This is a genomic window from Tranquillimonas alkanivorans, from assembly GCF_900115595.1.
Classification (GTDB): Bacteria; Pseudomonadota; Alphaproteobacteria; order Rhodobacterales; family Rhodobacteraceae; genus Tranquillimonas; species Tranquillimonas alkanivorans.
The window spans coordinates 419,242-439,616 of the sequence record NZ_FOXA01000001.1; the positions used below are offsets into that span (position 1 = coordinate 419,242).

At 69.5% G+C, this 20,375-nt stretch carries 23 protein-coding genes and 1 riboswitch; of the genes, 5 read left to right on the forward strand and 18 right to left on the reverse strand.

Going from position 1 to position 20,375, the window contains the following annotated elements; translation table 11 throughout:
* Window positions 1-419: 419 nt before the first annotated feature.
* From BM162_RS02105 to BM162_RS02175, 15 genes are all read right to left on the reverse strand, one after another.
* Complete coding sequence (locus BM162_RS02105; protein ID WP_093417029.1) at window positions 420-1,160, reverse strand: ABC transporter permease; 741 nt, start codon at window positions 1,158-1,160, stop codon at window positions 420-422.
* Window positions 1,157-1,831, reverse strand: a complete 675-nt coding sequence (locus BM162_RS02110) for an ABC transporter ATP-binding protein (RefSeq protein WP_093417779.1) — start codon at window positions 1,829-1,831, stop codon at window positions 1,157-1,159. Before BM162_RS02110 ends, BM162_RS02105 begins: the two co-directional genes overlap by 4 nt.
* Before the next feature lie 44 nt (window positions 1,832-1,875).
* Window positions 1,876-2,544 carry a TenA family protein gene (locus BM162_RS02115; RefSeq protein ID WP_093417032.1) on the reverse strand — a complete coding sequence of 223 codons (669 nt, stop codon included), beginning with the start codon at window positions 2,542-2,544 and terminating at the stop codon, window positions 1,876-1,878.
* Window positions 2,541-3,476 carry an ABC transporter substrate-binding protein gene (locus BM162_RS02120; RefSeq protein ID WP_093417035.1) on the reverse strand — a complete coding sequence of 312 codons (936 nt, stop codon included), beginning with the start codon at window positions 3,474-3,476 and terminating at the stop codon, window positions 2,541-2,543. Before BM162_RS02120 ends, BM162_RS02115 begins: the two co-directional genes overlap by 4 nt.
* Window positions 3,473-4,456 carry a HesA/MoeB/ThiF family protein gene (locus BM162_RS02125; RefSeq protein WP_093417781.1) on the reverse strand — a complete coding sequence of 328 codons (984 nt, stop codon included), beginning with the start codon at window positions 4,454-4,456 and terminating at the stop codon, window positions 3,473-3,475. The genes BM162_RS02120 and BM162_RS02125 overlap by 4 nt, the downstream gene beginning before the upstream one ends.
* Complete coding sequence (locus BM162_RS02130) at window positions 4,453-5,049, reverse strand: thiamine phosphate synthase (RefSeq protein WP_093417038.1); 597 nt, start codon at window positions 5,047-5,049, stop codon at window positions 4,453-4,455. The genes BM162_RS02125 and BM162_RS02130 overlap by 4 nt, the downstream gene beginning before the upstream one ends.
* Window positions 5,046-5,819 (reverse strand): thiazole synthase, encoded by a 774-nt coding sequence (locus BM162_RS02135; protein WP_093417040.1) that lies wholly within the window; start codon window positions 5,817-5,819, stop codon window positions 5,046-5,048. Before BM162_RS02135 ends, BM162_RS02130 begins: the two co-directional genes overlap by 4 nt.
* 3 nt (window positions 5,820-5,822) lie before the next feature.
* Window positions 5,823-6,020 carry a sulfur carrier protein ThiS gene (gene thiS / locus BM162_RS02140; protein ID WP_093417042.1) on the reverse strand — a complete coding sequence of 66 codons (198 nt, stop codon included), beginning with the start codon at window positions 6,018-6,020 and terminating at the stop codon, window positions 5,823-5,825.
* On the reverse strand, window positions 6,004-7,089 hold the full coding sequence (locus tag BM162_RS02145; protein WP_093417044.1) for an FAD-dependent oxidoreductase: 1,086 nt from the start codon (window positions 7,087-7,089) through the stop codon (window positions 6,004-6,006). Before BM162_RS02145 ends, thiS begins: the two co-directional genes overlap by 17 nt.
* Window positions 7,086-7,889: a bifunctional hydroxymethylpyrimidine kinase/phosphomethylpyrimidine kinase gene (gene thiD / locus BM162_RS02150; RefSeq protein ID WP_093417046.1), complete on the reverse strand. Its 804-nt coding sequence runs from the start codon at window positions 7,887-7,889 to the stop codon at window positions 7,086-7,088. The genes BM162_RS02145 and thiD overlap by 4 nt, the downstream gene beginning before the upstream one ends.
* A gap of 47 nt (window positions 7,890-7,936) precedes the next feature.
* Window positions 7,937-8,037, reverse strand: a riboswitch (TPP riboswitch).
* A gap of 51 nt (window positions 8,038-8,088) precedes the next feature.
* Window positions 8,089-9,525, reverse strand: a complete 1,437-nt coding sequence (locus BM162_RS02155; protein ID WP_177215019.1) for an ArnT family glycosyltransferase — start codon at window positions 9,523-9,525, stop codon at window positions 8,089-8,091.
* The gene (locus BM162_RS02160; RefSeq protein WP_093417051.1) at window positions 9,512-9,823 is read right to left on the reverse strand and encodes a lipid-A-disaccharide synthase N-terminal domain-containing protein; all 312 of its coding nucleotides are present in this window, start codon (window positions 9,821-9,823) and stop codon (window positions 9,512-9,514) included. Before BM162_RS02160 ends, BM162_RS02155 begins: the two co-directional genes overlap by 14 nt.
* A gap of 4 nt (window positions 9,824-9,827) precedes the next feature.
* Window positions 9,828-10,592, reverse strand: coding sequence for a glycosyltransferase family 2 protein (locus BM162_RS02165; protein WP_093417053.1), 765 nt, complete (start codon window positions 10,590-10,592; stop codon window positions 9,828-9,830).
* Between the two features lie 128 nt (window positions 10,593-10,720).
* Complete coding sequence (locus BM162_RS02170) at window positions 10,721-11,422, reverse strand: winged helix-turn-helix domain-containing protein (protein ID WP_093417056.1); 702 nt, start codon at window positions 11,420-11,422, stop codon at window positions 10,721-10,723.
* On the reverse strand, window positions 11,394-11,690 hold the full coding sequence (locus BM162_RS02175; RefSeq protein ID WP_093417058.1) for a hypothetical protein: 297 nt from the start codon (window positions 11,688-11,690) through the stop codon (window positions 11,394-11,396). The genes BM162_RS02170 and BM162_RS02175 overlap by 29 nt, the downstream gene beginning before the upstream one ends.
* A gap of 414 nt (window positions 11,691-12,104) precedes the next feature.
* Here BM162_RS02175 and rnhB point away from each other — a divergent pair, with 414 nt between their 5' ends.
* The 3 genes from rnhB to BM162_RS02190 all read left to right on the forward strand — a co-directional run bounded on the left by rnhB (window position 12,105) and on the right by BM162_RS02190 (window position 15,151).
* Window positions 12,105-12,743 (forward strand): ribonuclease HII, encoded by a 639-nt coding sequence (rnhB, locus tag BM162_RS02180; protein ID WP_093417061.1) that lies wholly within the window; start codon window positions 12,105-12,107, stop codon window positions 12,741-12,743.
* 91 nt (window positions 12,744-12,834) lie between these two features.
* Window positions 12,835-13,968 (forward strand): site-specific DNA-methyltransferase, encoded by a 1,134-nt coding sequence (locus BM162_RS02185; RefSeq protein WP_093417063.1) that lies wholly within the window; start codon window positions 12,835-12,837, stop codon window positions 13,966-13,968.
* 157 nt (window positions 13,969-14,125) lie between these two features.
* Entirely contained in the window at window positions 14,126-15,151 is a 1,026-nt protein-coding gene (locus BM162_RS02190) for an NADP-dependent oxidoreductase (RefSeq protein ID WP_093417066.1), read from the forward strand.
* A 38-nt stretch (window positions 15,152-15,189) separates the two neighbouring features.
* Here BM162_RS02190 and BM162_RS02195 read toward each other — a convergent pair whose 3' ends face one another.
* A complete protein-coding gene (locus BM162_RS02195; protein WP_093417068.1) occupies window positions 15,190-16,074 on the reverse strand; it encodes an alpha/beta hydrolase in 885 nt (294 codons plus the stop codon).
* 160 nt (window positions 16,075-16,234) lie between these two features.
* Between BM162_RS02195 and BM162_RS02200 the strand changes: the two genes are divergently transcribed.
* Window positions 16,235-17,515 (forward strand): alpha/beta hydrolase family protein, encoded by a 1,281-nt coding sequence (locus tag BM162_RS02200; RefSeq protein ID WP_093417071.1) that lies wholly within the window; start codon window positions 16,235-16,237, stop codon window positions 17,513-17,515.
* Window position 17,516: 1 nt separating this feature from the next.
* On the opposite strand, the gene BM162_RS02205 is transcribed toward BM162_RS02200, so the two are convergent.
* Both BM162_RS02205 and mutY read right to left on the reverse strand, forming a co-directional pair.
* Complete coding sequence (locus BM162_RS02205; RefSeq protein WP_093417072.1) at window positions 17,517-18,650, reverse strand: alkane 1-monooxygenase; 1,134 nt, start codon at window positions 18,648-18,650, stop codon at window positions 17,517-17,519.
* Window positions 18,651-18,704: 54 nt separating this feature from the next.
* Window positions 18,705-19,760 carry an A/G-specific adenine glycosylase gene (mutY, locus tag BM162_RS02210; RefSeq protein ID WP_281243759.1) on the reverse strand — a complete coding sequence of 352 codons (1,056 nt, stop codon included), beginning with the start codon at window positions 19,758-19,760 and terminating at the stop codon, window positions 18,705-18,707.
* Window positions 19,761-19,843: 83 nt separating this feature from the next.
* Here mutY and BM162_RS02215 point away from each other — a divergent pair, with 83 nt between their 5' ends.
* Window positions 19,844-20,371: a DUF721 domain-containing protein gene (locus BM162_RS02215; protein ID WP_093417075.1), complete on the forward strand. Its 528-nt coding sequence runs from the start codon at window positions 19,844-19,846 to the stop codon at window positions 20,369-20,371.
* Window positions 20,372-20,375: the final 4 nt, after the last annotated feature.

Below are 20,375 nucleotides of genomic sequence, written 5' to 3' on the forward strand. Positions count from 1 at the left end.
CCTAGGCCGCTGCGCGACCTGGGCGAACGACTGGCGCACCGGCCTGCTTCCGCATTCCGGACAGGAGTATGGGCTGGAGCGCTCATCGGTCGAAGGGCGTAGAGCCTGCGCCCTGGGTCAACCGGCCGCGCAGGATTACCCACAGGACGTCAAGGACCTGCACGCAGCGGCGGAAATGCCCCACATGCAGACCGGGATTGCGTTTCGTACACCTTGGCATGCTTGACAGGGGCCAACACATACGCCGTTGCGCCACCCCGCTCCGACTGGGTGCCTAAAAATTAGGCGGTTCATTTGGCAGCCTGTAGAGACAGGCGGTTGAGGACAGTGCCCCACCCTTTCCCACCGGGTTGTCCACAGAATCTGTGGGTAGTCCTTAACAAAAGGAACTACGCCTTTCGGGCGGGTCCGACGCGGCCTCAGCTTTCCCGCGCCGCCAGAAGCCGCCGACAGCCCGCATCCACCGCCGCGTGAAGCGCCAGCGTGAGGACCGCCAGCACGATCAGCGCGGCGAACATCAGGTCGATCTTCGCCCGCCCATTGGCCAGCAGCATCAGGTAGCCCAGCCCCTTCGACGCCCCCACCCATTCGCCGATGATCGCCCCGATGGGCGCATAGACGGCGGCCAGCCGCAGGCCCGAGGCGAAGCCCGGCAACGCGGCGGGCACGCGGATGCGCCACATCACCCGCGACGGCCCCGCCCCCATGACGCGGGCGAGGCCCAGCCAATCCCCCGGCGTGCGCATCAGCGCGTCGAAAAAGGCCGAGGTAACCGGGAAATAGATGATCAGCAGCGCCATCGCGATCTTCGACCACAGCCCGTAGCCCAGCCACAGCGTCAGGATCGGCGCCAGCGCGAAGACCGGCACGGCCTGGCTGAACACCAGCATCGGGCGCAGGACCGTCCGCGCCAGCGGCGACGCCGCCAGCAGGATGGCCGACCCGAATCCCAGCACCGCCCCGATGCCGAGACCCGCCAGCACCTCGGCCGAGGTGACCAGCGCATGCTCGGCGATCAGCGCGCGGCTCGTCCACAGCGTCTCGGCCACCAACAGCGGGCCGGGCAGGATGAAGCGCGGCAGGCCGGTGAACGTGACCAGCGCCTGCCAGAGAAGCACGGCGAGCACGGCGACGCCGGTGATGCGCAAGGCACGGGTCATTGCGTCTCCATCAGCAGGCGCAGGAGGCGGCCCTGGAACGACAACGTCTCGGGCGCGTCGTAGGGGCGCGGCGGGGCGGCCTCGGGTGGAGTCACGTCCTGAAGCCCCGCATCGGTCATCAGCAGGATACGGTGGCCCAGCCGCGCGGCCTCGGCCGCGTCGTGGGTGACGTGCAGCACGGTGCGACCCTCCAGCAGCTCTGCCGCGAGATCCTGCATCCGGGCGCGGGTGCGGGCGTCGAGGGCCGAAAACGGCTCGTCCAGCAGCACCACCGGCCGGTCCTCCATCAGCGTGCGCGCCAGCGCCGCGCGCTGCCGCTGCCCGCCCGACAGCGCGTGCGGCTTCTTCTCGGCGTGCTCGGTAAGCCCGACGCGCGCCAGCACCTCCCGCGCGCGCGCCTCGTCGGCCCGCTGCCCCCTCAGCCGCGCGCCCAGCGTGACGTTGCCCAGCACGTCGAGCCACGGCATCAACAGATCGCTCTGCGCCATCAGCGCCACGCGGTCGGTCAGCGGCAGACCGTCCGCGGCCTGCGCCCCACCCTCGAACGCCACCTCGTCGCCCAGCCCGGCCAGCAGCCGCAGCGCGGTGGACTTGCCGACGCCCGAGGGCCCCAGCAGGCAGGTCCACCGCCCCGCCGGGGCCTCCAGCGTCAGGGGCCCGAAGATGCGCATCCCGCCGATCCGGGCGATGCCCGACAGGTGCAGGGCCGGCGGGGTCACTTCAGGCCCATGCCCCAGAAGTCGACCTCAAGCCGGGTCGCGGTGGTAAAACGCTGGCACAGACGCGCCCAGCGCGGGCTTTCCTGCGGCCGTTCGCCCAGCCGCCGCACCACCGCGCCGTCGATCAGCGCCCCCACGTCCCGGCAGACGCTCTGGTAGTCGTAGCCGCCATAGGTGGCGATCCAGTCGGCGTAGGGCGTCTCGCCCGCCTCGGCCGCCAGCCGAGCGCCGATCTCGCCATAGCCCAGCACGCAGGGCGCCAGCGCCGCCATCAGGTCGAGGAAGTCACCCGAATGCCCGGCGTCGAGCACATAGCGGGTGTAGGCAAGGTTCTCCGGCGCCTCCTCGGCGGTGAAGAGTTCGTCCTCCCCGATGCCCTCGGCCGCGCAGGTCTTCACGTGCAGGCGCATCTCGTCGTCGATCAGGGCGTTCACGGTGGCGGCGCAGGCGCGCATCTCGTCCAGCGTCTCGGCCTTGGTGACGGCCAGCGCCCAGGCGCGCGAGAAGTGGATCAGGAACACGTAGTCCTGCACGAGGTAGCGCAGGAACGCCGCGCGCGGCAACGTCCCGTCGCGCAGCCCCTCGACGAAGGCGTGGCGGGTGTAGTCCCGCCATGCCGTCCCCGCCGCCTCGCGCCAGAGGGGGAAGGTCGCGCCGTAACTCATTGCTCGCCCAAGTCCACGGCCAGCGCGTCGACCGGGCGCGTGCCCTCGACCAGGCCGGCGTCGTTAAGGAACTGCTCGAACCGGGCATAGCGGCCTTCATCCAACGCCTCGGGGCGCAGGGCGAAGCGCGGGATGGTGTCGACCCAAGCTTTCTCGTTCAGCTCGTCCTGAAGCTCGGCCGAGGTCGCGGCAAAGATCTCCCAGCTTTCCTGCGCGTGGTTCACGATGAACTGGGTCGCCTTCTCGGTCGCGGCCATGAAGCGGCGGATCATGTCGGTGTCCATCGTCTCGGGGTTGGCGACATAGATCAGCTCGTCGTAGGCCGGCAGTCCCTCTTCCTCGAGGTAAAAGCACCGTCCCTCGACGCCCTCGATCTCCATCTGGTTCAGCTCGAAGTTCCGGAACGCGCCGATCACAGCGTCCACCTGACCCGACATCAGCGCGGGCGAGAGCGACCAGTTGACGTTCACCAGCTCGATGTCGTCCAGCGTCAGGCCGTTGTTCTCGAGGATCGAGGACAGCAGCGCCTCTTCCACGCCCGCGACCGAGAAACCGACCTTGCGGCCCTCGAGATCCGCAATTTCCTCCACCGGCCCGTCCTCGAGCACCAGAAGGCAGTTCAGCGGCGTGGCCACCAGCGTGCCGACGCGCTTGAGCGGCATGCCCTCGGCCACCTGAAGGTGAAGCTGCGGCTGGTACGAGATGGCAATGTCCGCGCGCCCGGCGGCGGCCATCTTCGGCGGGTCGGCGGGGTCGGCCGGCGCGATCACCTCGACCTCCAGCCCCTGCTCCTCGAAATATCCCTGCTCCTCGGCGATGACGATGGGGCCGTGGTCAGGGTTCACGAACCAGTCGAGCATCAGCGTCATCTTGTCCTGTGCGAGCGCGGGGGTGGCGGCCACCAGCGCGGCCGCGAGCGTTGGGTATTTCATCGGGTTCCTCCTTGGGTGTCGCCGAGAGCGACGAGTGCGATTTCTCCGTCCCACACCTGCGCCAGCCGCTCGGCCGCCTGCCACGAGCGCAGGCCCGAGCGGCAGCAGAGGACGGCGCGCTGACCTGCATGCGGCACAGGGCCTTGGGGACCGAAGGCAGTGACGGGGATCCGGTGCGCGCCGGGGCGGGCCAGCGGTCCCTCGTCCTCGCCCCGCAGGTCCACCACGAAGTCGGCGTCCGAGATGCGTGACGCGGCCAGAAAGCGCGGCTGGCGCGTGGGTTCGGGCGCGCCGTCGAAGCGGAAACCGCCGAAGCGGAAGCCGCGCGCGTCGAACGTGACGAGCCGGCCCAACGGCGACGGCTCGATCCCCACCAGCACCGCCACCGCCATCTGCGCCTGAAGCGCGCCGATCACGCCGACGACCGGGCCCAGCACGCCATCCTCGGCGCAGGAGCCCAGCCGTTGCGGCAGGTCGGGGAACACCGCGCGCAGCGACGGCGCACCGCCGCAGAACCCGCCGCAATAGCCCTCAAGGCCGATGACGCTCGCGCTGACCAGCGGCAGCCCGGCGGCGCGGCAGGTGTCGGACAGAATGTAGCTCGCCGCGAAGCTGTCGGCACAGTCGAGCACGAGGTCCATGCCATCACAGAGCGGTCCGGCCGTTTCGGGGTCGAGCGCACCCACCACCGGCTCCATCCGGCACTCCGGGTTCAGCGCGGCGATGTGGGCGGCGGCGGCCCGCGCCTTGGCCTGCCCGATGTCGCTTTCGCGGAACAACGTCTGGCGGTGCAGGTTCGATGTCTCCACTCGGTCGGGATCGACCAGCCGCACCTGCCCGACGCCTGCGCCGCCGAGGTACTGGAGCACCGGCGCGGCCAGCCCCCCGGCCCCCACGACCAGCACCCGCGCGGCGGCGAGCTTCGCCTGCCCCTCCGGCCCCAGCTCGGGCACGGCGATCTGGCGGGCGTAGCGGCTCACCGCGTCGCCTCCAGCCATTGGCGCACACGCGCCTCGGGGTTGTCGTTCAGCGTGATGTCGGTCACGGCCGAGACGATGTCCGCCCCCGCCTCGAACGCGCCCGCCGCCCGCTCGACGCTCATCCCGCCGATGGCGACCAGGGGGATGCCGCCGATCAGGCGCTTCCACTCGACGACACGCTCGAGCCCCTGCTGCTCCCACTTCATCTTCTTGAGGATCGTGGGATAGACGGGCCCCAGCGCCACGTAATCCGGCGACAGCGCCAGCGCGCGGTCAAGCTCGGTGCGGTCGTGGGTGCTGATGCCCAGCTTCAGCCCGGCGCGGCGGATCGCCTGAACGTCCGCGTCGTCCAGATCTTCCTGGCCCAAGTGCACCCAGTCGCAGCGCTCGTCGATGGCGATGCGCCAGTAGTCGTTGATCACCAGCGTCGCGCCATGGGTCAGACAGAGCGCCTGCGCGCGGGCGATGGCGGGGCGAAGCTCGTCCTCGGGCATGTCCTTGATGCGCAGCTGTACGAGCTTCACGCCCAAGGGCAGCGTGCGCTCCAGCCACTCCACGCTGCCGAAAATGGGATAGAAACGGTCGAGGGTCATTCGAGGAACGCCTTTCCGATCACGGGGGTCGAGGGCGCGGCCATGTCGCGTGGCTCCATCGGGTCGGCCTCGAACGCCAGCCGCCCGGCCTCCACCGCCCGCGCGAAACCCTCGGCCATGGCCGCGGGGTCGCCCGCCTTCGCGACGGCGGTGTTCAGAAGCACCGCGTCGTAACCCATCTCCATTGCCATCGCCGCCTGGCTGGGCAGCCCCAGCCCCGCATCGACGACCATGGGCACGTCCGGGAACTGCGCCCGCAGGGTGCGCAGGCCGTAGATGTTGGTCAGCCCGAGGCCGGTGCCGATGGGCGCGCCCCACGGCATCAGCACCTCGCACCCCGCCTCGAGCAGGCGGTCGGCCAGCACCACGTCCTCGGTCGTGTAGGGGAAGACCTGGAAGCCCTCGTCGGTCAGGATGCGCGCCGCCTCGACCAGCCCGAACGGGTCGGGCTGGAGCGTGTCGGCGTGGCCGATGACCTCGAGCTTGATCCAGGGCGTGTCGAACAGCTCGCGCGCCATCTGCGCCGTCGTCACCGCCTCGCGCACCGAGTGGCAGCCGGCGGTGTTGGGCAGGACGCGCACGCCGAGCTCCTTCACCAGGTCCCAGAACGCAGCCCCCGCCCGCTCGCCGCCCGATTCCCGGCGGACCGAGACGGTGGCGATGCCCGCGCCGGAGCGGCGGAAGGCGTCCGCAAGGATCGCCGGGGACGGGTACTGCGCCGTGCCCAGCATCAGGCGCGAGGCGACTTCGGTGCCGTAGAACGTGGCCATGGCTCAGCCCCCCTGCCGCGGCGCAACGATTTCCAGCCGGTCGCCGGGTGAAAGCGTCACCTCCCCGCGCGCGGCGGCCGGCACGAAGGCCTCGTTGACGGCGGTGGCGACCTTGGCTTCGCCGTAGCCGAGTTCGTCCAGCACGGCCGGAAGGGTGTCGGCGCTCACTTCCGTTGCTTCGCCGTTAACCGTGATTTTCATCCATCACCTCCGGGGTCTTGCCGTCGCAGACGTATTCCGCCGCCATCCGGGCCAGCGCGGGGGCCAGCAGGAATCCGTGGCGGAACAGGCCGTTGACGTGGATCGTGTCGCCGCGCCTGCGCAGGCGCGGCAGGTTGTCGGGGAAGGCCGGGCGCGCATCGACGCCGACCTCCAGAAGCTCCGCCTCGCCGAAGGCGGGATGGAGCGCATAGGCGGCACTGAGCAGTTCCAGCACCGAGCGGACGGTGGCGCGGCCGCGCTCGCCGCTTTCGATCTGCGTCGCGCCCAGCATGAACACGCCGTCGCCGCGCGGGACGATATACAGCGGGTAGCGCGGGTGAAGCAGGCGGACCGGGCGGTGAAGCTCGACGTCAGGGGCGCGCAGCACCGCCATCTCGCCCTTCACCCCGCGCAGGTCCGGAAGCACGTCCCGCGCCGCCAGACCGCGACAGTCGAAGGTCCAGTGGCCGGGCCTCTCCGCCCCACCGTCCGGGCCAACGGCCCGGGCAGCGCCCGACCCGTCCCCCAGGATGGGCGCTTCGCGCCCCTCCACGGGACAGGCGCTGCCCTGCGGCCTGTTCTCAGGGGACACGAAGCGCACGCCCCGCGCCTCCAGCGCCTCCCGCAGGTGGCCGAGGGCGTCCCGTGGCGACAGGTGCGCCTCGTCCGGGAAGTGCAGCGCGCGGTCGAAGCGGCCTTCGAGCTGCGGCTCCAATTCGGCCAATTCGTCGCGGCCCAGCGTCCGGTGGCCTTCGGTCCGGCGCGCGAAGCGGTCCAGCTCCCGCCGGTCGCGCCCCAGCGCCACGACGAGCGAGCCGTTGCGCGTGCCCTCGACGCCCTGCCGCTCCCACCAGCCGGCGGCCTCCTGCCCCAGCCGGACGACCGGCTCCTCCGCCGTCTCGCCCTCGCAGAACGGCGCGAGCATGCCGCCCGCCCACCACGAGCAGCCGTGCGGGCCCGGGTGCTCCGCACGGTCGAGCACCGTGACCTCGACGTTCCGCGCCGACAGCTCGGCGGCGACGCACAGGCCCGCGACGCCCGCGCCGACGATGGTGGCGCGCAGCGTCATCTCCAGGCCTCGTGGAAGTGATGTACCGGGCCGTGCCCGCCGCCGATGCCCAGCTCGTCGGCCCGGCCAATCGCGCGGTGCAGCCAGGCGTGCGCCCGGCGCACCGCGTCCTCGACCCCCGCGCCCTTCGCCAGTTCCGCGGCGATGGCCGAGGACAGGGAACAGCCGGTGCCGTGGGTGTTGCGGGTGTCCAGCCGTGGCGCCTCGACCGCGACGACGCTCTGGCGCGTCACCAGCCGGTCGGTGCAGACCGGCCCCTCGGCATGGCCGCCCTTCATCACCACCGCCCGCGCGCCGAGATCCAGAAGCGCACGGCCCTGCGCGACAGCGTCCTCCGCCGTGATGGCCGGATCCGCGCCAAGCAGGCGTGCGGCCTCGGGCAGGTTCGGGGTCAGCACGTCGGCGCGCGGCAAAAGTTGCTCTGTCAGCGCCGCGACGGCCTCGTCCGCCAGAAGCGGGTCGCCCGATTTCGCCACCATCACCGGGTCCAGCACCACCGGGACCGCGTACGCCGATAGCGCCCCGGTCACCGCCGCGATGATGCCGGGCGACGCGAGCATGCCGATCTTGACCGCGTCCACGCGGATGTCGTCCAGCACCGCGCGGATCTGCGCGGCGACCATCTTCTCGCTCACCGGCTCGACGCCGAACACGCCGCGCGTGTTCTGCGCCGTGATCGCGGTAAGGGCGCTGGTGCCGTAGACGCCGAGCGCCGAGAACGTCTTGAGGTCCGCCTGAATGCCCGCGCCACCGCCGCTGTCGGAGCCTGCGATGGTCAGGGCCGTGGCCGTACGCGTCATCTCTTCCTCCTCCGGCGTTCGGGATGTGGAGAAAAAGAGACGGGGGCCGTCTTCAAAGCTCCGTTCCCTACGCCGGTGCTGACCGGATCAGGTTCGATGGGTTGGCTGTCGCCTCTCAGCCCCGTGCAGGGCACCCCAACGGATTCGGACGGACGCTAGCGCCCGTGGGAAGGAAGCGCAAGGCGGCGGCGTTCGTTCCTCAGAACAGCCGCGCCTGGCAGTCGCGGTCGATCAGGAAGGCGTGAAGGCCGTAGCCGGCATAGGCATCCGCCTGCGTCTCAAGGTTGGCGACGCGCCTGCCGCAGGGCAGCGTCTGTTCCCGCACGACGAGCAGGACGCGCGCGGCGCTGCCGGGGGAGTACGGGAACTCCTGCGCGTAGTAATGGCGCGGCGCGCCCTCCGGCGGGACCGCCCGCACCGGGACGCCGAAGTTCCGGCCGGTGTGGAACAGGTCGGCAAGGATGCCGCGGTCGTCCGCCACGATGGCGTCGATCTCGTGCGCCTCGGCCAGCGCCAGCACGCGCTCGGACATCGCGCGGCGGCCGAGGTGACGGTCGAGATACGGAGTGCCGTCGCCGTCGCTCAGCGCGGGAGCGAAGTGATAGGCGGCCGGCACGGCGAGGCACAGCGCGACATTGGCGGCAAGCCCGGCCCACAGCCAGCCCCGCGCCCGCGCCAGCAGCCATGGCACGACGACGACGGTCCCGGCGAAGTAGGCCGCGACCGCCCAGTTGCCGTAGGCACGCGACAACAGCGCCTGCGTGCAGACAACGGCGATCACGGGCAACGAGAACCACAGCAGCGCCGCGCCCCGGTCGCCCGGGCGGCGGAACGGCAGGATCAGGAGCGCGGCGAAGAGCACCGGGCCGAAGACGGCGAACTGGGTGAAAAAGAACTCGGCCAGCCCGGACCAGTTGAGCGCCACACCGCTGTCGCCGCGCACCCAGTCGACGTTGTCCATGGTGTGCGAGACGGTGGTCAGGTCGTTGGCGACGTTCCAGGCAACGTTCGGCGCGACAGCCAGCGCGAAGGCGGCCAGTGCCAGCGCCGCGTGCGCCCACGCCACCCGCATCGACGGCACGAACACGGTCGAGAGCGCGGCGCCCAGCATGGCGTAGATCGCGGCATACTTGCCCAGAAAGGCCACCCCGATCAGCAGCCCTGCCAGCGCGGCGTCGGTCCATCCTCCGCCCCGGGTGACGCGGAACCAGAACAGCAGGCCGCCGGCGAAGAACGGCGCCATGATCGTGTCGGTCGAAATCAGGATGCTGCCCAGTGCCGTCATCGGCAGCGTGACATAGGCGACGGCCGTCCACAGACCGGCGCGCGGCCCAAACAGCTCGTGCGCCAGCCGGCCCAGGATCAGCGCCGTTGCGCCGTGGAACAGGGGGCCCGGCAGGCGGATGGCCAAGATGCCATCGCCCAGGACCTCGGTGAACAGGCGGATCGTCCAGCCGATCAGCGGCGGCTTCGAGTAGTAGCCGAAATCGAGGTTCTCGCCCCAGAGCCAGTACTGCGCCTCGTCCACCCACAGATCCAGCGGCAGCGCCGCCAGGTAGACGATCCTGAGCACGGTGACCGCCGCGACGATCCAGAAGGCGGTCAGCAACGGGCGGCGGGCCTCAGGCCCGGGCATCCGACTTCTTCTCGACATGGATGAGATAGAGGTTGCGGGCGTAGATCAGCACGCCCAGCGACTGGCCCAGGATGAACACCGGATCCGCGCGATAGATGGCATAGGACAACAGCACCAGCCCGCCGCCGATGGAGAAGTACCAGAACGCGATCGGGATATAGCTGCGCCGGGCACGCTCGGATGCGATCCACTGCACGAGGAACCGGCCCGTGAACAGGAGTTGTCCGAACAGGCCGAAGACGACCCACCAAAACTCGGTCCAGGTCTCGACGCCGAGAAAGGAAAATATGCTGCTCACTGGCTCAGGCCTGTTCTCGGGCGGACGCGGCCGCCTCGGTCTCGGGAACGCGCGCCACCTCGGTCGGGGCGGCCCGCTTTCGCCTGCGCATCAACCACAGCACGCCGACGAGATCAACGGCACCCACCAGCCCCCGCTGAAGGTTGGAGTACTTGGATGCGCCGCGCAGGCGCGGTCGATGCGACACGTCCACATGCGCGATCGCCCAGCCGTCGCGGGCGAACAGCGCGGGCAGGTAGCGGTGCATGTGGTCGAAATAGGGAAGCCGCAGGAAGGCGTCGCGGCGAAACGCCTTAAGCCCGCAGCCCGTGTCCCGCGTCCCGTCGCGCAGAAGCCGCCCGCGCAGCCCGTTGGCGAAGCGAGAGGCCGCGCGCTTCGACCACGTGTCCTGCCGCCCGACGCGCTGACCGGCAACGAGCCCCAGCGCAAGCGAAGGCTCGGACAGCAGCGGCGCGTAGAGGCGGGGCAGTTCCTCGGGCGGATTCTGGCCGTCGCCGTCCAGCGTGGCGACGATAGCGCCGCGCGCGGCAAGCACGCCGGAATGGATCGCCGCGCTTTGCCCGCCCGCCGCCTGGTGCCGCAGCATCCGCAGGTTCGGCATGGTCTTCATCAGTTCCAGCACCGTGGCGGGCGTCAGGTCGTCGCTCGCGTCGTCGACGACGACGATCTCGACGTCGTCGCGGGCGCAGGCGGTCTGGATGCCGCGCACGAGGTCGGCGATGTTGTCGGCCTCGTTCCGGGCGGGAATGACGATGGATATGCTCGGCATGGCGAAAAGTCCGGAGTCGCGTGTCCCGTGGCTTTATCGTGCATCGCCGGGCAGCGATACCCGGCTGCGCCATCTGCCGCAGGGTGCGCGGGCACACGACCCTGTGCGACCGCGCACCCGTGCGGATATCAGACCATCCGGATCACATCCTTGTCGATGGACAGCATGTAGCCGCGCCGCGCGATGTTCTTGACCAGCAGCTCGCTGACGATCTGGTTGCCCAGCGAGTCGCGCAGCCGCTTGATGCGGGTCGCGCCCACGGCCTCGTCGCAATCGTCGGCGGCCCGGCCCGAGATCACCGCCTCGATCTGCGCGCCCGACAGCACGTCCTCGTCCATGCGCGCCTCGGCCAGGACGCTCAGCGTCTCGATGGCGGCGGGCGTGAGCTTGAACTCCATGTTGTTGAGGTAGACCGTGTTTTCCTCGCGACTGATCATCAGCGAATTCACCTGGATGCCCTGGCGCTCGATCTCGCCCATGCGGCGGTTGAGGCCGATGATGGTGATCAGGAACACCAGCGCGGCGATCAGCAGCGCGGCCGAGAACACCAGCAGCACGAAGATCACCACGCGATAGCTGGTCAGCACGTCCGAGAAGGCCGTGCCGGACTGGGCCAGGATCTCGAGCAGCCGGATCTGCGGTTCGGTCGTCAGGTCGTTCTCGACGAAAATTCGCTCGACCCGCGCGTTGAAGGCATTGGCGTCGGGCAGGTTGAGAAACAGCAACACGGCGGCGGCCAGCAGGATCGCGACGATCGCCGCCAGCCCCAGCGTCACCACCCGCGTGGCCGAGCGGCGGCCGTCAGTAACGGAGGTAGAATTCGGCGGCATCGTCCTTCCTTTCCTCCAGCCCCTCCGCGCCGAAGGTCGAGTCGACGCTCAGCAGGGTCCATCCCTCGCCCGCAAGACGCTCCGCGATCACGGCGGCCGCGCGCTCGGCGTCGCCGCAGGCGTCCTCGGGCAGTGCGATCACCCCGTAATGCAGGCGCAGGGGATCGTCACGCTTCGCCTTGTAGTCGGCGTAGCAGGCGGCGTCGGCACTGGCCGCGACGGCGATCATCATCAGGGCCAGCGTGAGGGGGAAGAGAAGGCGGCGCATGTTCGTTTTCCATTGCTGCTCGATGGATCGAGGGTGGGGGCCGGCGCACGGATATTCAATGTCCGCAGGGCCTTGGCCGCGCCGCTATCGGATAACGCGGGCGCGATATTGCCTGTCCAGCCACCGGCGGGCGAGAGGAAGGGCAAGCGCAGGCCGGCCCGCTTCGGCCCGCGCGCGGCGCCGGGACATCATCCCGCACATCTCCACCCCGGGCGTCGCACGACTTGCAGGGGGCCCGCAGCGGCCCCCTGCCCTTTCCCGCCAATCCCGATGAGCGCCTTCGGCGCACGCCAATCCGTTAGCGCCGGGCTGCGCCCGGCGCGGTGCCTCCGGCGGGGATATTTGCAGGACCGAAGATGCAGGTGACGCGACTTCTCGGTTGCGCGACCGGCGGCGCAGGGTTTCTCTGCGGCCATGGAATCGACCCTTCCCGATCATGCCTTCGAGACCGCCGCGCTGGCGCGCGGGGCGCTACGCGTCTGCGGCGTCGACGAGGTCGGGCGCGGTCCGCTCGCCGGACCGGTGACGGCGGCGGCGGTGGTGCTGGACCTGACGTGCATTCCCGACGGGCTGAACGATTCGAAGGCACTGAAGGCCGGCGACCGGGACCGGCTGTGCGCCGAGATCCGCGCCGTGGCACATGTCAGCGTCGCCCATGCCAGCGTCGAGGAGATCGACCGGATCAATATCCTGCGCGCGTCGCACCTGGCGATGGCGCGGGCAGTGGCGGGCCTGCCGCAGGCGCCCTGCCACGCGCTGATCGACGGCAACATGATTCCCGACGGGCTGGACTGCACGGCCGAGGCGCTGGTGAAGGGCGACGCGCGGTGTCTGTCGATCGCGGCGGCCTCGATCGTGGCGAAAGTGGCGCGCGACGCGATCATGGTGGACTTGGCGCAACAACACCCCGGCTATGGCTGGGAGACCAACATGGGCTACGGAACGGCGGCGCACCTGGCGGCGCTCCGAGATATCGGTGTCAGCCCACACCATAGAAGATCCTTTAAGCCTATCCACAATATCTTGTGGCAAGACGAAAACGTAAGTACTTGATTCAAAGAAATAAATTGACCGCGATTCGCCGTTGAATCATTTTTGTCTCAATGAACGAAGCGCCGCAAAAGGCGCACGGCATGAGGCAGACATGAGAACGAAGACGAAAAGCGGCGCGCCTGCGCTACCGCTCAACCAGATTGTGTCCGGCGACTGCATCGAGGTCATGCGGTCGCTTCCCGAGGCGTCGGTGGACCTGATCTTCGCCGATCCGCCTTACAACCTGCAACTGAAGGGGGAGCTGCACCGGCCCGACAACAGCCGTGTGGACGGCGTCGACGACGCCTGGGACAGCTTCGACTCGTTCTCGACCTACGACCGGTTCACCAACGAGTGGCTCGCGGCGGCGCGCCGGATCCTCAAGCCCGATGGGGCGATCTGGGTGATCGGGTCCTACCACAACATCTTCCGCGTGGGCGCTGCGCTTCAGAACCAGGGGTTCTGGATCCTCAACGACGTGGTGTGGCGCAAGTCGAACCCGATGCCGAACTTCCGCGGCAAGCGGCTGACCAATGCGCACGAGACGCTGATCTGGGCGTCGAAGTCCGACAGCTCGAAGTACACGTTCAACTACGAGGCGCTGAAGGCGCTGAACGAGGACGTGCAGATGCGTTCGGACTGGGTGCTGCCGATCTGCACCGGGCACGAGCGGCTGAAGGACGAAAAAGGCGACAAGGCGCACCCGACGCAGAAACCGCAGGCGCTGCTGCACCGGGTGCTGGTCGGCTGCACCGATCCCGGCGACGTGGTGCTCGACCCGTTCTTCGGCAGCGGCACGACCGGCGCCGTGGCCAAGATGCTGGGCCGCGACTGGATCGGGATCGAGCGCGACAAAGGCTACATCGACGTCGCCGAAAAGCGCCTGTCGAAGGTCGTCGCCTACGACAAGGGCAGCCTGGAAGTGACGCGCCCCAAGCGCGCCGAGCCGCGGGTGCCCTTCGGCCAGCTGGTCGAGCGGGGGCTGCTGCGCCCGGGCGAGAAGCTGACCTCGCTCAACGGGCGGCACGTGGCGCGGGTGCGCGCGGACGGCACGCTGGTGGCCGAGCGCGTGACCGGCAAGGCCAACCCGGTCGGCGCGGTGCTCAACGGCTCGATCCACAAGGTCGGCGCCACGCTCGAGGGCGCTCCGTCGTGCAACGGCTGGACCTACTGGTGCTTCCGGCGCGACGGCAAGACCGTCCCCATCGACGCGCTGCGCCAGCAGATCCGCTCGGAACTGCGCTAGGCCCACCCGCCTTCTTCATCAGTTACCGCCAGTGTTCGTGGCCCCGCCACGGCACGACCTTGCCCCGCCGCACCGCCGGCGGGGTCTTTTCGTTGCCGCTGGCGCATCCCGGCGATTACGGGCAGGACTGGCGGCGCACCGACAAAGGAGACGAGACATGAGCGAACGTCGATCGATCGTCCTGGCCGAGCGGCCCGCGGGCCACCCCACCGAGGACAACTTCCGGCTCGAGAAGGGCCCCGTGCCCGAGCCGGGCGAGGGCGAGGTGCTGGCGCGCATCCTTTGGCTGTCGCTCGATCCCTACATGCGCGGGCGGATGGACGCGGCGAAGTCCTATGCCGCGCCGGTCGAGTTGGGTGCGGTGATGGAGGGCGGATGCGTCGGGCAGGTGCTTGCGTCGAACGATCCGCGCTATGCGCAGGGCGATTACGTCACGGGCCAGTTCGGCTGGACCAGCCACGGCGTGCTGAAGGGCGACGCGCTGCGCAAGCTCGATCCCGCGAAGGCGCCGCTGCAATACGCGCTCGGCGCGCTGGGGATGCCGGGCCTGACCGCCTGGGTCGGGATCAACCGCATCCTCGAGGCGAAGACCGGCGAGACGGTGGTGATCTCGGCCGCGACCGGCGCGGTCGGGTCGCTGGCCGGGCAGCTCGCGCGCGAAAAGGGTTGCCGGGTGATCGGCGTGGCCGGCGGGCCCAAGAAGTGCGCCCATGCCGAAAGCGAACTGGGCTACGACGTCTGCCTCGACCACCACGCCGCCGCAGACGGGCAGGCGATGGCCGACCGCATCGCCGAGGCCGCGCCGGGCGGGGTGGACTGCTACTTCGAGAACGTGGGCGGCAAGACGCTGGACGGCGTGCTGCCGAACATGAACGTGGGCGGGCGCATCGCGCTGTGCGGCGTGATCGCCTGGTACTCGGGCGCGAACCTGGACGACGCGACGCCGCTGCCGAAGGTCTGGCGCACGATCCTGGTGAACCGGCTGCGGGTGCAGGGCTTCATCATCTTCGACCACTTCGACCAGTTCCCGCACTTCGTGGACGAGGTCGCGCCGATGCTGGCCGACGGGCGCTTGCGCTACCGCGAAGACGTGACCGAGGGGCTTGAGAACGCGCCCAAGGCCTTCCTGTCGATGCTCGAGGGCGGCAATTTCGGCAAGACGCTGGTGAAGGTCGCCGACTAAGGCGGTCGGGCCGGGCTTTCACGCCCGGCCCGCGCGTCTCAGTTGCTGGCCTGCGGCAGCGTCCCCTGCGGGCGCGCCGCAAACGAGAAGACGTACTCCAGCGCCTCGGGCAGCGTGTCGACCCACACCTGCCACTCGTGATCGCCGTCGATCACGCGTAACTCCACGTTGTCCGGCTGGTGCTCGCGCATCTCCTGGTAAAGCACCGCGCCGTGATAGGCGATGTCGAACACGTCGTGGTCGCCCGAGTTGATGTACATCGGCACGACCGTGTCCTGCGCCTTGTAGTCGTCGATATACGCCGTGTAATTCAGCTCTTCCCACTTCGCAGGGTCGAAGTTGCCCTCGGCATCCAGGTAGGCGGGGTGCCGGTTGCCGGACGAGTTCGACGGCGGAACCGGGACGTAGGATGCGGGCGACAAGGCCGCGGCGGCGGCGAACATGTCGGGATGTTCGAGCACGAAGTTCACCGTCCCGTAGCCCCCGGCCGACAGGCCGCCGATCACCCGGCCCTCGCGCGTGTCGATGACGCGCCAGGTGTCGTTGATGTGCGGGATCAGGTCGTCGAAGAACGCCGTCTCGGCCGGTTCGTTGTACCCATCGACCCACCAGCTTTCGCTGCCGGGCATCACCACGACCGCGGGCGGGATGCGCCCTTCGTCGATCAGCCGGTCGAGCGTCTGCTGCGCCTCGCCCTTCACGACCCAGTCATTCTCGTTCCCGAACGAGCCGTGCAGCAGGTACATGTGCGGGTACTCAAGCCCGCTGTCCTCGTACCCGTCGGGCAGGTAGATGTTGTAGGCATAGTCCCGGCCCAGCGTCTCGGACGGGAAGGTGTAGTGCGCGACCTCACCGGCGACCAGCGGGGCCGCGAAAGCACCTGCCGCCACGGCGGCGGCCGCGGCGCTGAAATGAATGTTCATCGATTTCCTCCTCAAGAATCGCCGGCGTTTCACGAGGGCCGCCGACCCTTTCATGAAACCACCCCGCATGACGCAGCGGCAAGCTCCGATCCTGCAACCGCGCCTTGTGCCCTTTTCGGTGTTGGCCGAAGCTTCGCGCCGAGCAACGAAAGGGAGAGACATGAAGATCGCACTCGTCGCGGCGACCGCCGCGCTCGCCGCCGCACCCGCGCTGGCCGAGAACCGGATCGACCTTATTCGGCCCGACGCACCGGAACTCGCGCCGTACGGCCCCCACACCGTCGGCGTGCGCCAGATGAGCTTCGCCCGTGAGGACGTGATCGACGTGGTCAACGCGACCGAGGACAGCGTCCCCACCTACGACCGGGAATTGCCCGTCGAGGTCTGGTATCCGGCCGCCGAGGGCACCGCGCCCGGCGGCGAATACACTGCCTTCCTGCGGGACGGCGAGACCGAAGTCACGCTCGCAGGACGCGCGGCACGCGACGCCGCGCCCGCGGCCGAAGGCAACTTCCCGCTGGTCGTCCTCTCGCACGGCTACCCGGGCAATCGGTTCCTGATGAGCCACCTGGGCGAAAACCTGGCCTCGAAGGGCTATGTCGTCGCCTCGGTCGATCACCCCGACTCGATCTATTCCGACCTCGGCGCATTCGGCTCGACGCTGGTGAACCGGCCGCAGGACCAGGCCTTCATCGTGGACGAGATGGCGGCGCTCGGCGGCGACCTCGGCGCGATCATCGACGGCGACACGGTTGGCGTCGTCGGCTACTCGATGGGCGGCTACGGTGCGCTGATCTTCGGCGGGGCGGGCGTCACCCAGACGGCGCTCGACTCGGGCTATGCGCCACCGGGCGGGCTTCTGGACGCCAACGCCGCAGGCAGCGAGAGTCACGAGGCCCTGCCCGACGACCGGGTGGAGGCCATCGTCGCGATCGGTCCCTGGGGCCGCAACCGCGACTTCTGGGACGCCGAGGGCCTGTCGAACATCGACACGCCGCTGATGATCGTGGCCGGCGGCGTGGACGACGTGTCGGGCTACGACGCCATCCGCCGGATCTTCGAGGAAACGACCGGCACGAAGCGCCACCTGCTGACCTACGCCAACGCCAACCACAACGCCGCGGCGCCCATGCCCGCCCCGGCCGAGGCGTGGGAGCCGGTGGACAGCCTGCCCTTCGTCCCGTTCGAGCACTATGCCGACGCGGTCTGGGACACGACCAGGATGAACAACATCCTGCAGCACTTCGTGACCGCGTTCCTCGATCTGCACCTGAAGGGCGAAAGCGGGAAGGCCGCGTACCTCGACCTCGTCGAGCAGTCCTCCGACGGCGTGTGGTCGGTGTCCGACGACGGGACCGAGCAGGAGGATCACACCTACTGGACCGGCTTCCCCAACCGTACGGCCGTCGGCCTGAGCTTCGAGACGCGAGAGGCCGAGTGACCTAGCGCGGCAGCGGGTTGGCGGCCTTGTTGTAGGGCCGCCACTCGGTGATCTCGGGATAGTACCGCTTGCGCCAGGCGCGCACGCGCGGGTTCATCACCCGTCGCCAGACCGGCGGCACCATCGCCGCCATGGTCATCACCGGATAGCCGAAGGGAAGCTGCGGCGCCTCGTCCTCGTCATAGGTCTGAAGCAGCGGGAAGCGGCGATCGGGCTTGTAGTGGTGGTCCGAGTGGCGCTGAAGGTTGATCAGCAGCCAGTTCGTCGCCTTCTGGCAGGCGTTCCACGAATGGCGCGGCAGGACGTGTTCGTACTTGCCGCCGCCCAGGTGCTTGCGCGTCAGGCCGTAGTGCTCGACGTAATTGACCAGCTCAAGCTGCCACACGGCGACAAGCGCCTGGAAGACCAGCAGCGCCAGCCCCTCCCACCCCGACAGGATCAGCGCCAGCGCGGCGAAGCCTGACTGCAGCGCCCAATAGCGCCAGAACGGGTTCTTCCGGTCCCACCAAGGCCGGCCCTTGCGCGCCAGCATCGCCGCCTCGGCGTGGAAGGCCGAGCTCCAGCACTGCCGCAGCACACGGGGAAAGAAGCGGTGGAAGCCTTCGTTGTAGCGCGCCGTCACCGGGTCGCGCGGCGTGCCGACATAGCGGTGGTGGACCAGCAGGTGCTCGGACCGGAAGTGGCTGTAGAAGACCATCGCCAGCAGCAGGTCGGCCAGCCAGCGCTCGACCCTGTTCCGCTGGTGCATCAGCTCGTGGCTGTAATTGATCCCGATGGTCCCGGTGATCACGCCGACGCCAAAGAACAGGCCGACGCTTTCCCACCCGCCCAGGTGCGCGGCGCGGGGGACGTACCAGATCAGCCCGAACAGCAGCAGGAACTGCACTGGTGCCCAGATCAGCGTGACGAGCCGGTACCAGAAAAGCTGCGCCTCGCCCGTCTGCGGGTCGGCATTTTCTTTGTTGAGGCCCGCCAGCGCGTCGACGATCGAGAACAGGTACCACGTGCAGACCGGCAGCAGCAGCACCGTCCAGCCGCCGTACGCCGCGCCGATCAGGGCCAGCGGCACCAGTCCCAGCGACATCCAGAACGGCAGCGCGCGCGACAGCTTCGCCACCTCGTTCGACCCGATCATTTCACGCCTTCCCCGGTATCCCGGCAAACAGGTTAGACCTGTCTTCACGCCCGCTCAATCGCGTCGCGCTGTCGCGGCCAGGTCGAAGGCCTTGCGCATCACCGTGGGCAGGTCCGAGGGCCGGAACCGGTCGCGCGGCAGGAATGAACCCCGCTCGGGCCTCACGCCCTCGGGCACCTCGGCCACGCGCAGGGCGAGCCGCAGGTGGAAATGGGTGAAGGTGTGCCGCACCTCGGCGCCCACGTCCTGCCACTCCGCCGCGACTGGCGGCGCCTCCTCGGGCGCCTCGCCCCACTCGCTGCCCGGCCAGCCCAGCATGCCGCCCAGAAGCCCCGACTCGGGCCGCCGCTCCAGCAACCATGCCCCGTCCGCACGCCGCGCGAGATAGGCGATGCCGTAACGCACGGGCTTGGCCTTCTTCGGCGCCTTGCGCGGCAGGTCGGCCTGCACACCCGCCGCCCGCGCCAAGCACGGCTCCCGCCAGGGGCAGATGCCGCAGGCGGGCGACTTCGGGGTGCATATCGTCGCGCCCAGGTCCATCACCGCCTGCGCATAGTCTCCCGGCCGCTCCACCGGTGTCAGCTCGCCGGCCAGATCGGTCAGTTCGGGCTTGGCGGCGGGCAGCGGCGTTTCGACCAGCCGCAGGCGCGAGATCACCCGCTCCACGTTGCCGTCCAGCACCGTCTCGGGCCGGTCGAAGGCGATGGCGGCGACGGCCGAGGCGGTGTACGGCCCGATGCCCGGCAGCTTCAGCAACTCGGCGCGGCTGTCGGGAAAGCGGCCGCCATGCTCGCCCGCCACCACGCGGGCGCATTTCAGAAGGTTGCGCGCCCGGGCGTAGTAGCCAAGCCCCGCCCACTCGCCCATCACGTCGCCGTCCTCGGCAGCGGCCAGATCGCCAACGGTGGGCCAGCGTGCGGTGAAGCGGCGGAAGTAATCGCGCACCGCGGCCACGGTCGTCTGCTGCAGCATGACCTCGGACAGCCACACCGCATATGGATCGGGCCGAACGCCCGCGCGCCGCTCGCCAGGGCCGACGCGCCAGGGCATTACCCGCGCGTGCCGGTCGTACCAGTCCAGAAGCGCGGCGGTGATCTGCTCGTCACGCAATCTTTATGTTCCCCCGTCTGGCTTTATGCTGGTGCCGCGATCCACGGCAGATAGATTAGGCGCGCAGCATACGGAAGACAGTGATGACCGGACGGCAGCAATACAGCGGCACCAAGCCGCGGCGGAGCAAGGGCTTTCGCATGGCGTCGGCGCTGCTGCAGACCCGCATCCGCGAAGCCGGCGAAAGCCGGGGCTTCGCCGTCTCGCGCCTGCTGACCCACTGGGACGAAATCGTGGGCGAAGACACCGCCCGCATCGCCCGGCCCGTCAACGTCACCTACGGCCGCGGCGGCTTCGGCGCGACGCTGGTGCTGCTGACGACCGGGGCGCAGGCCCCGATGCTCGAGATGCAGAAGGAAAAGATCCGCGAGCGTGTGAACGCCTGCTACGGCTACGCCGCGATCAGCCGCATCCGCATCACTCAGACGGCCCCCACCGGCTTCGCCGAGGGGCAGGCGCAGTTCGCGCCCAAGCCCAAGCCCGAGGCCAAGCCGGACCCGGCGGTCGAGCGCGAAGCGCACGACGTCGCCGCCCCCGTGGCCGACGACGGCCTGCGCCACGCCCTTGAAGCGCTGGCCCGGAATGTCCTATCTGCGAAAAACACCAAGTGAGGCT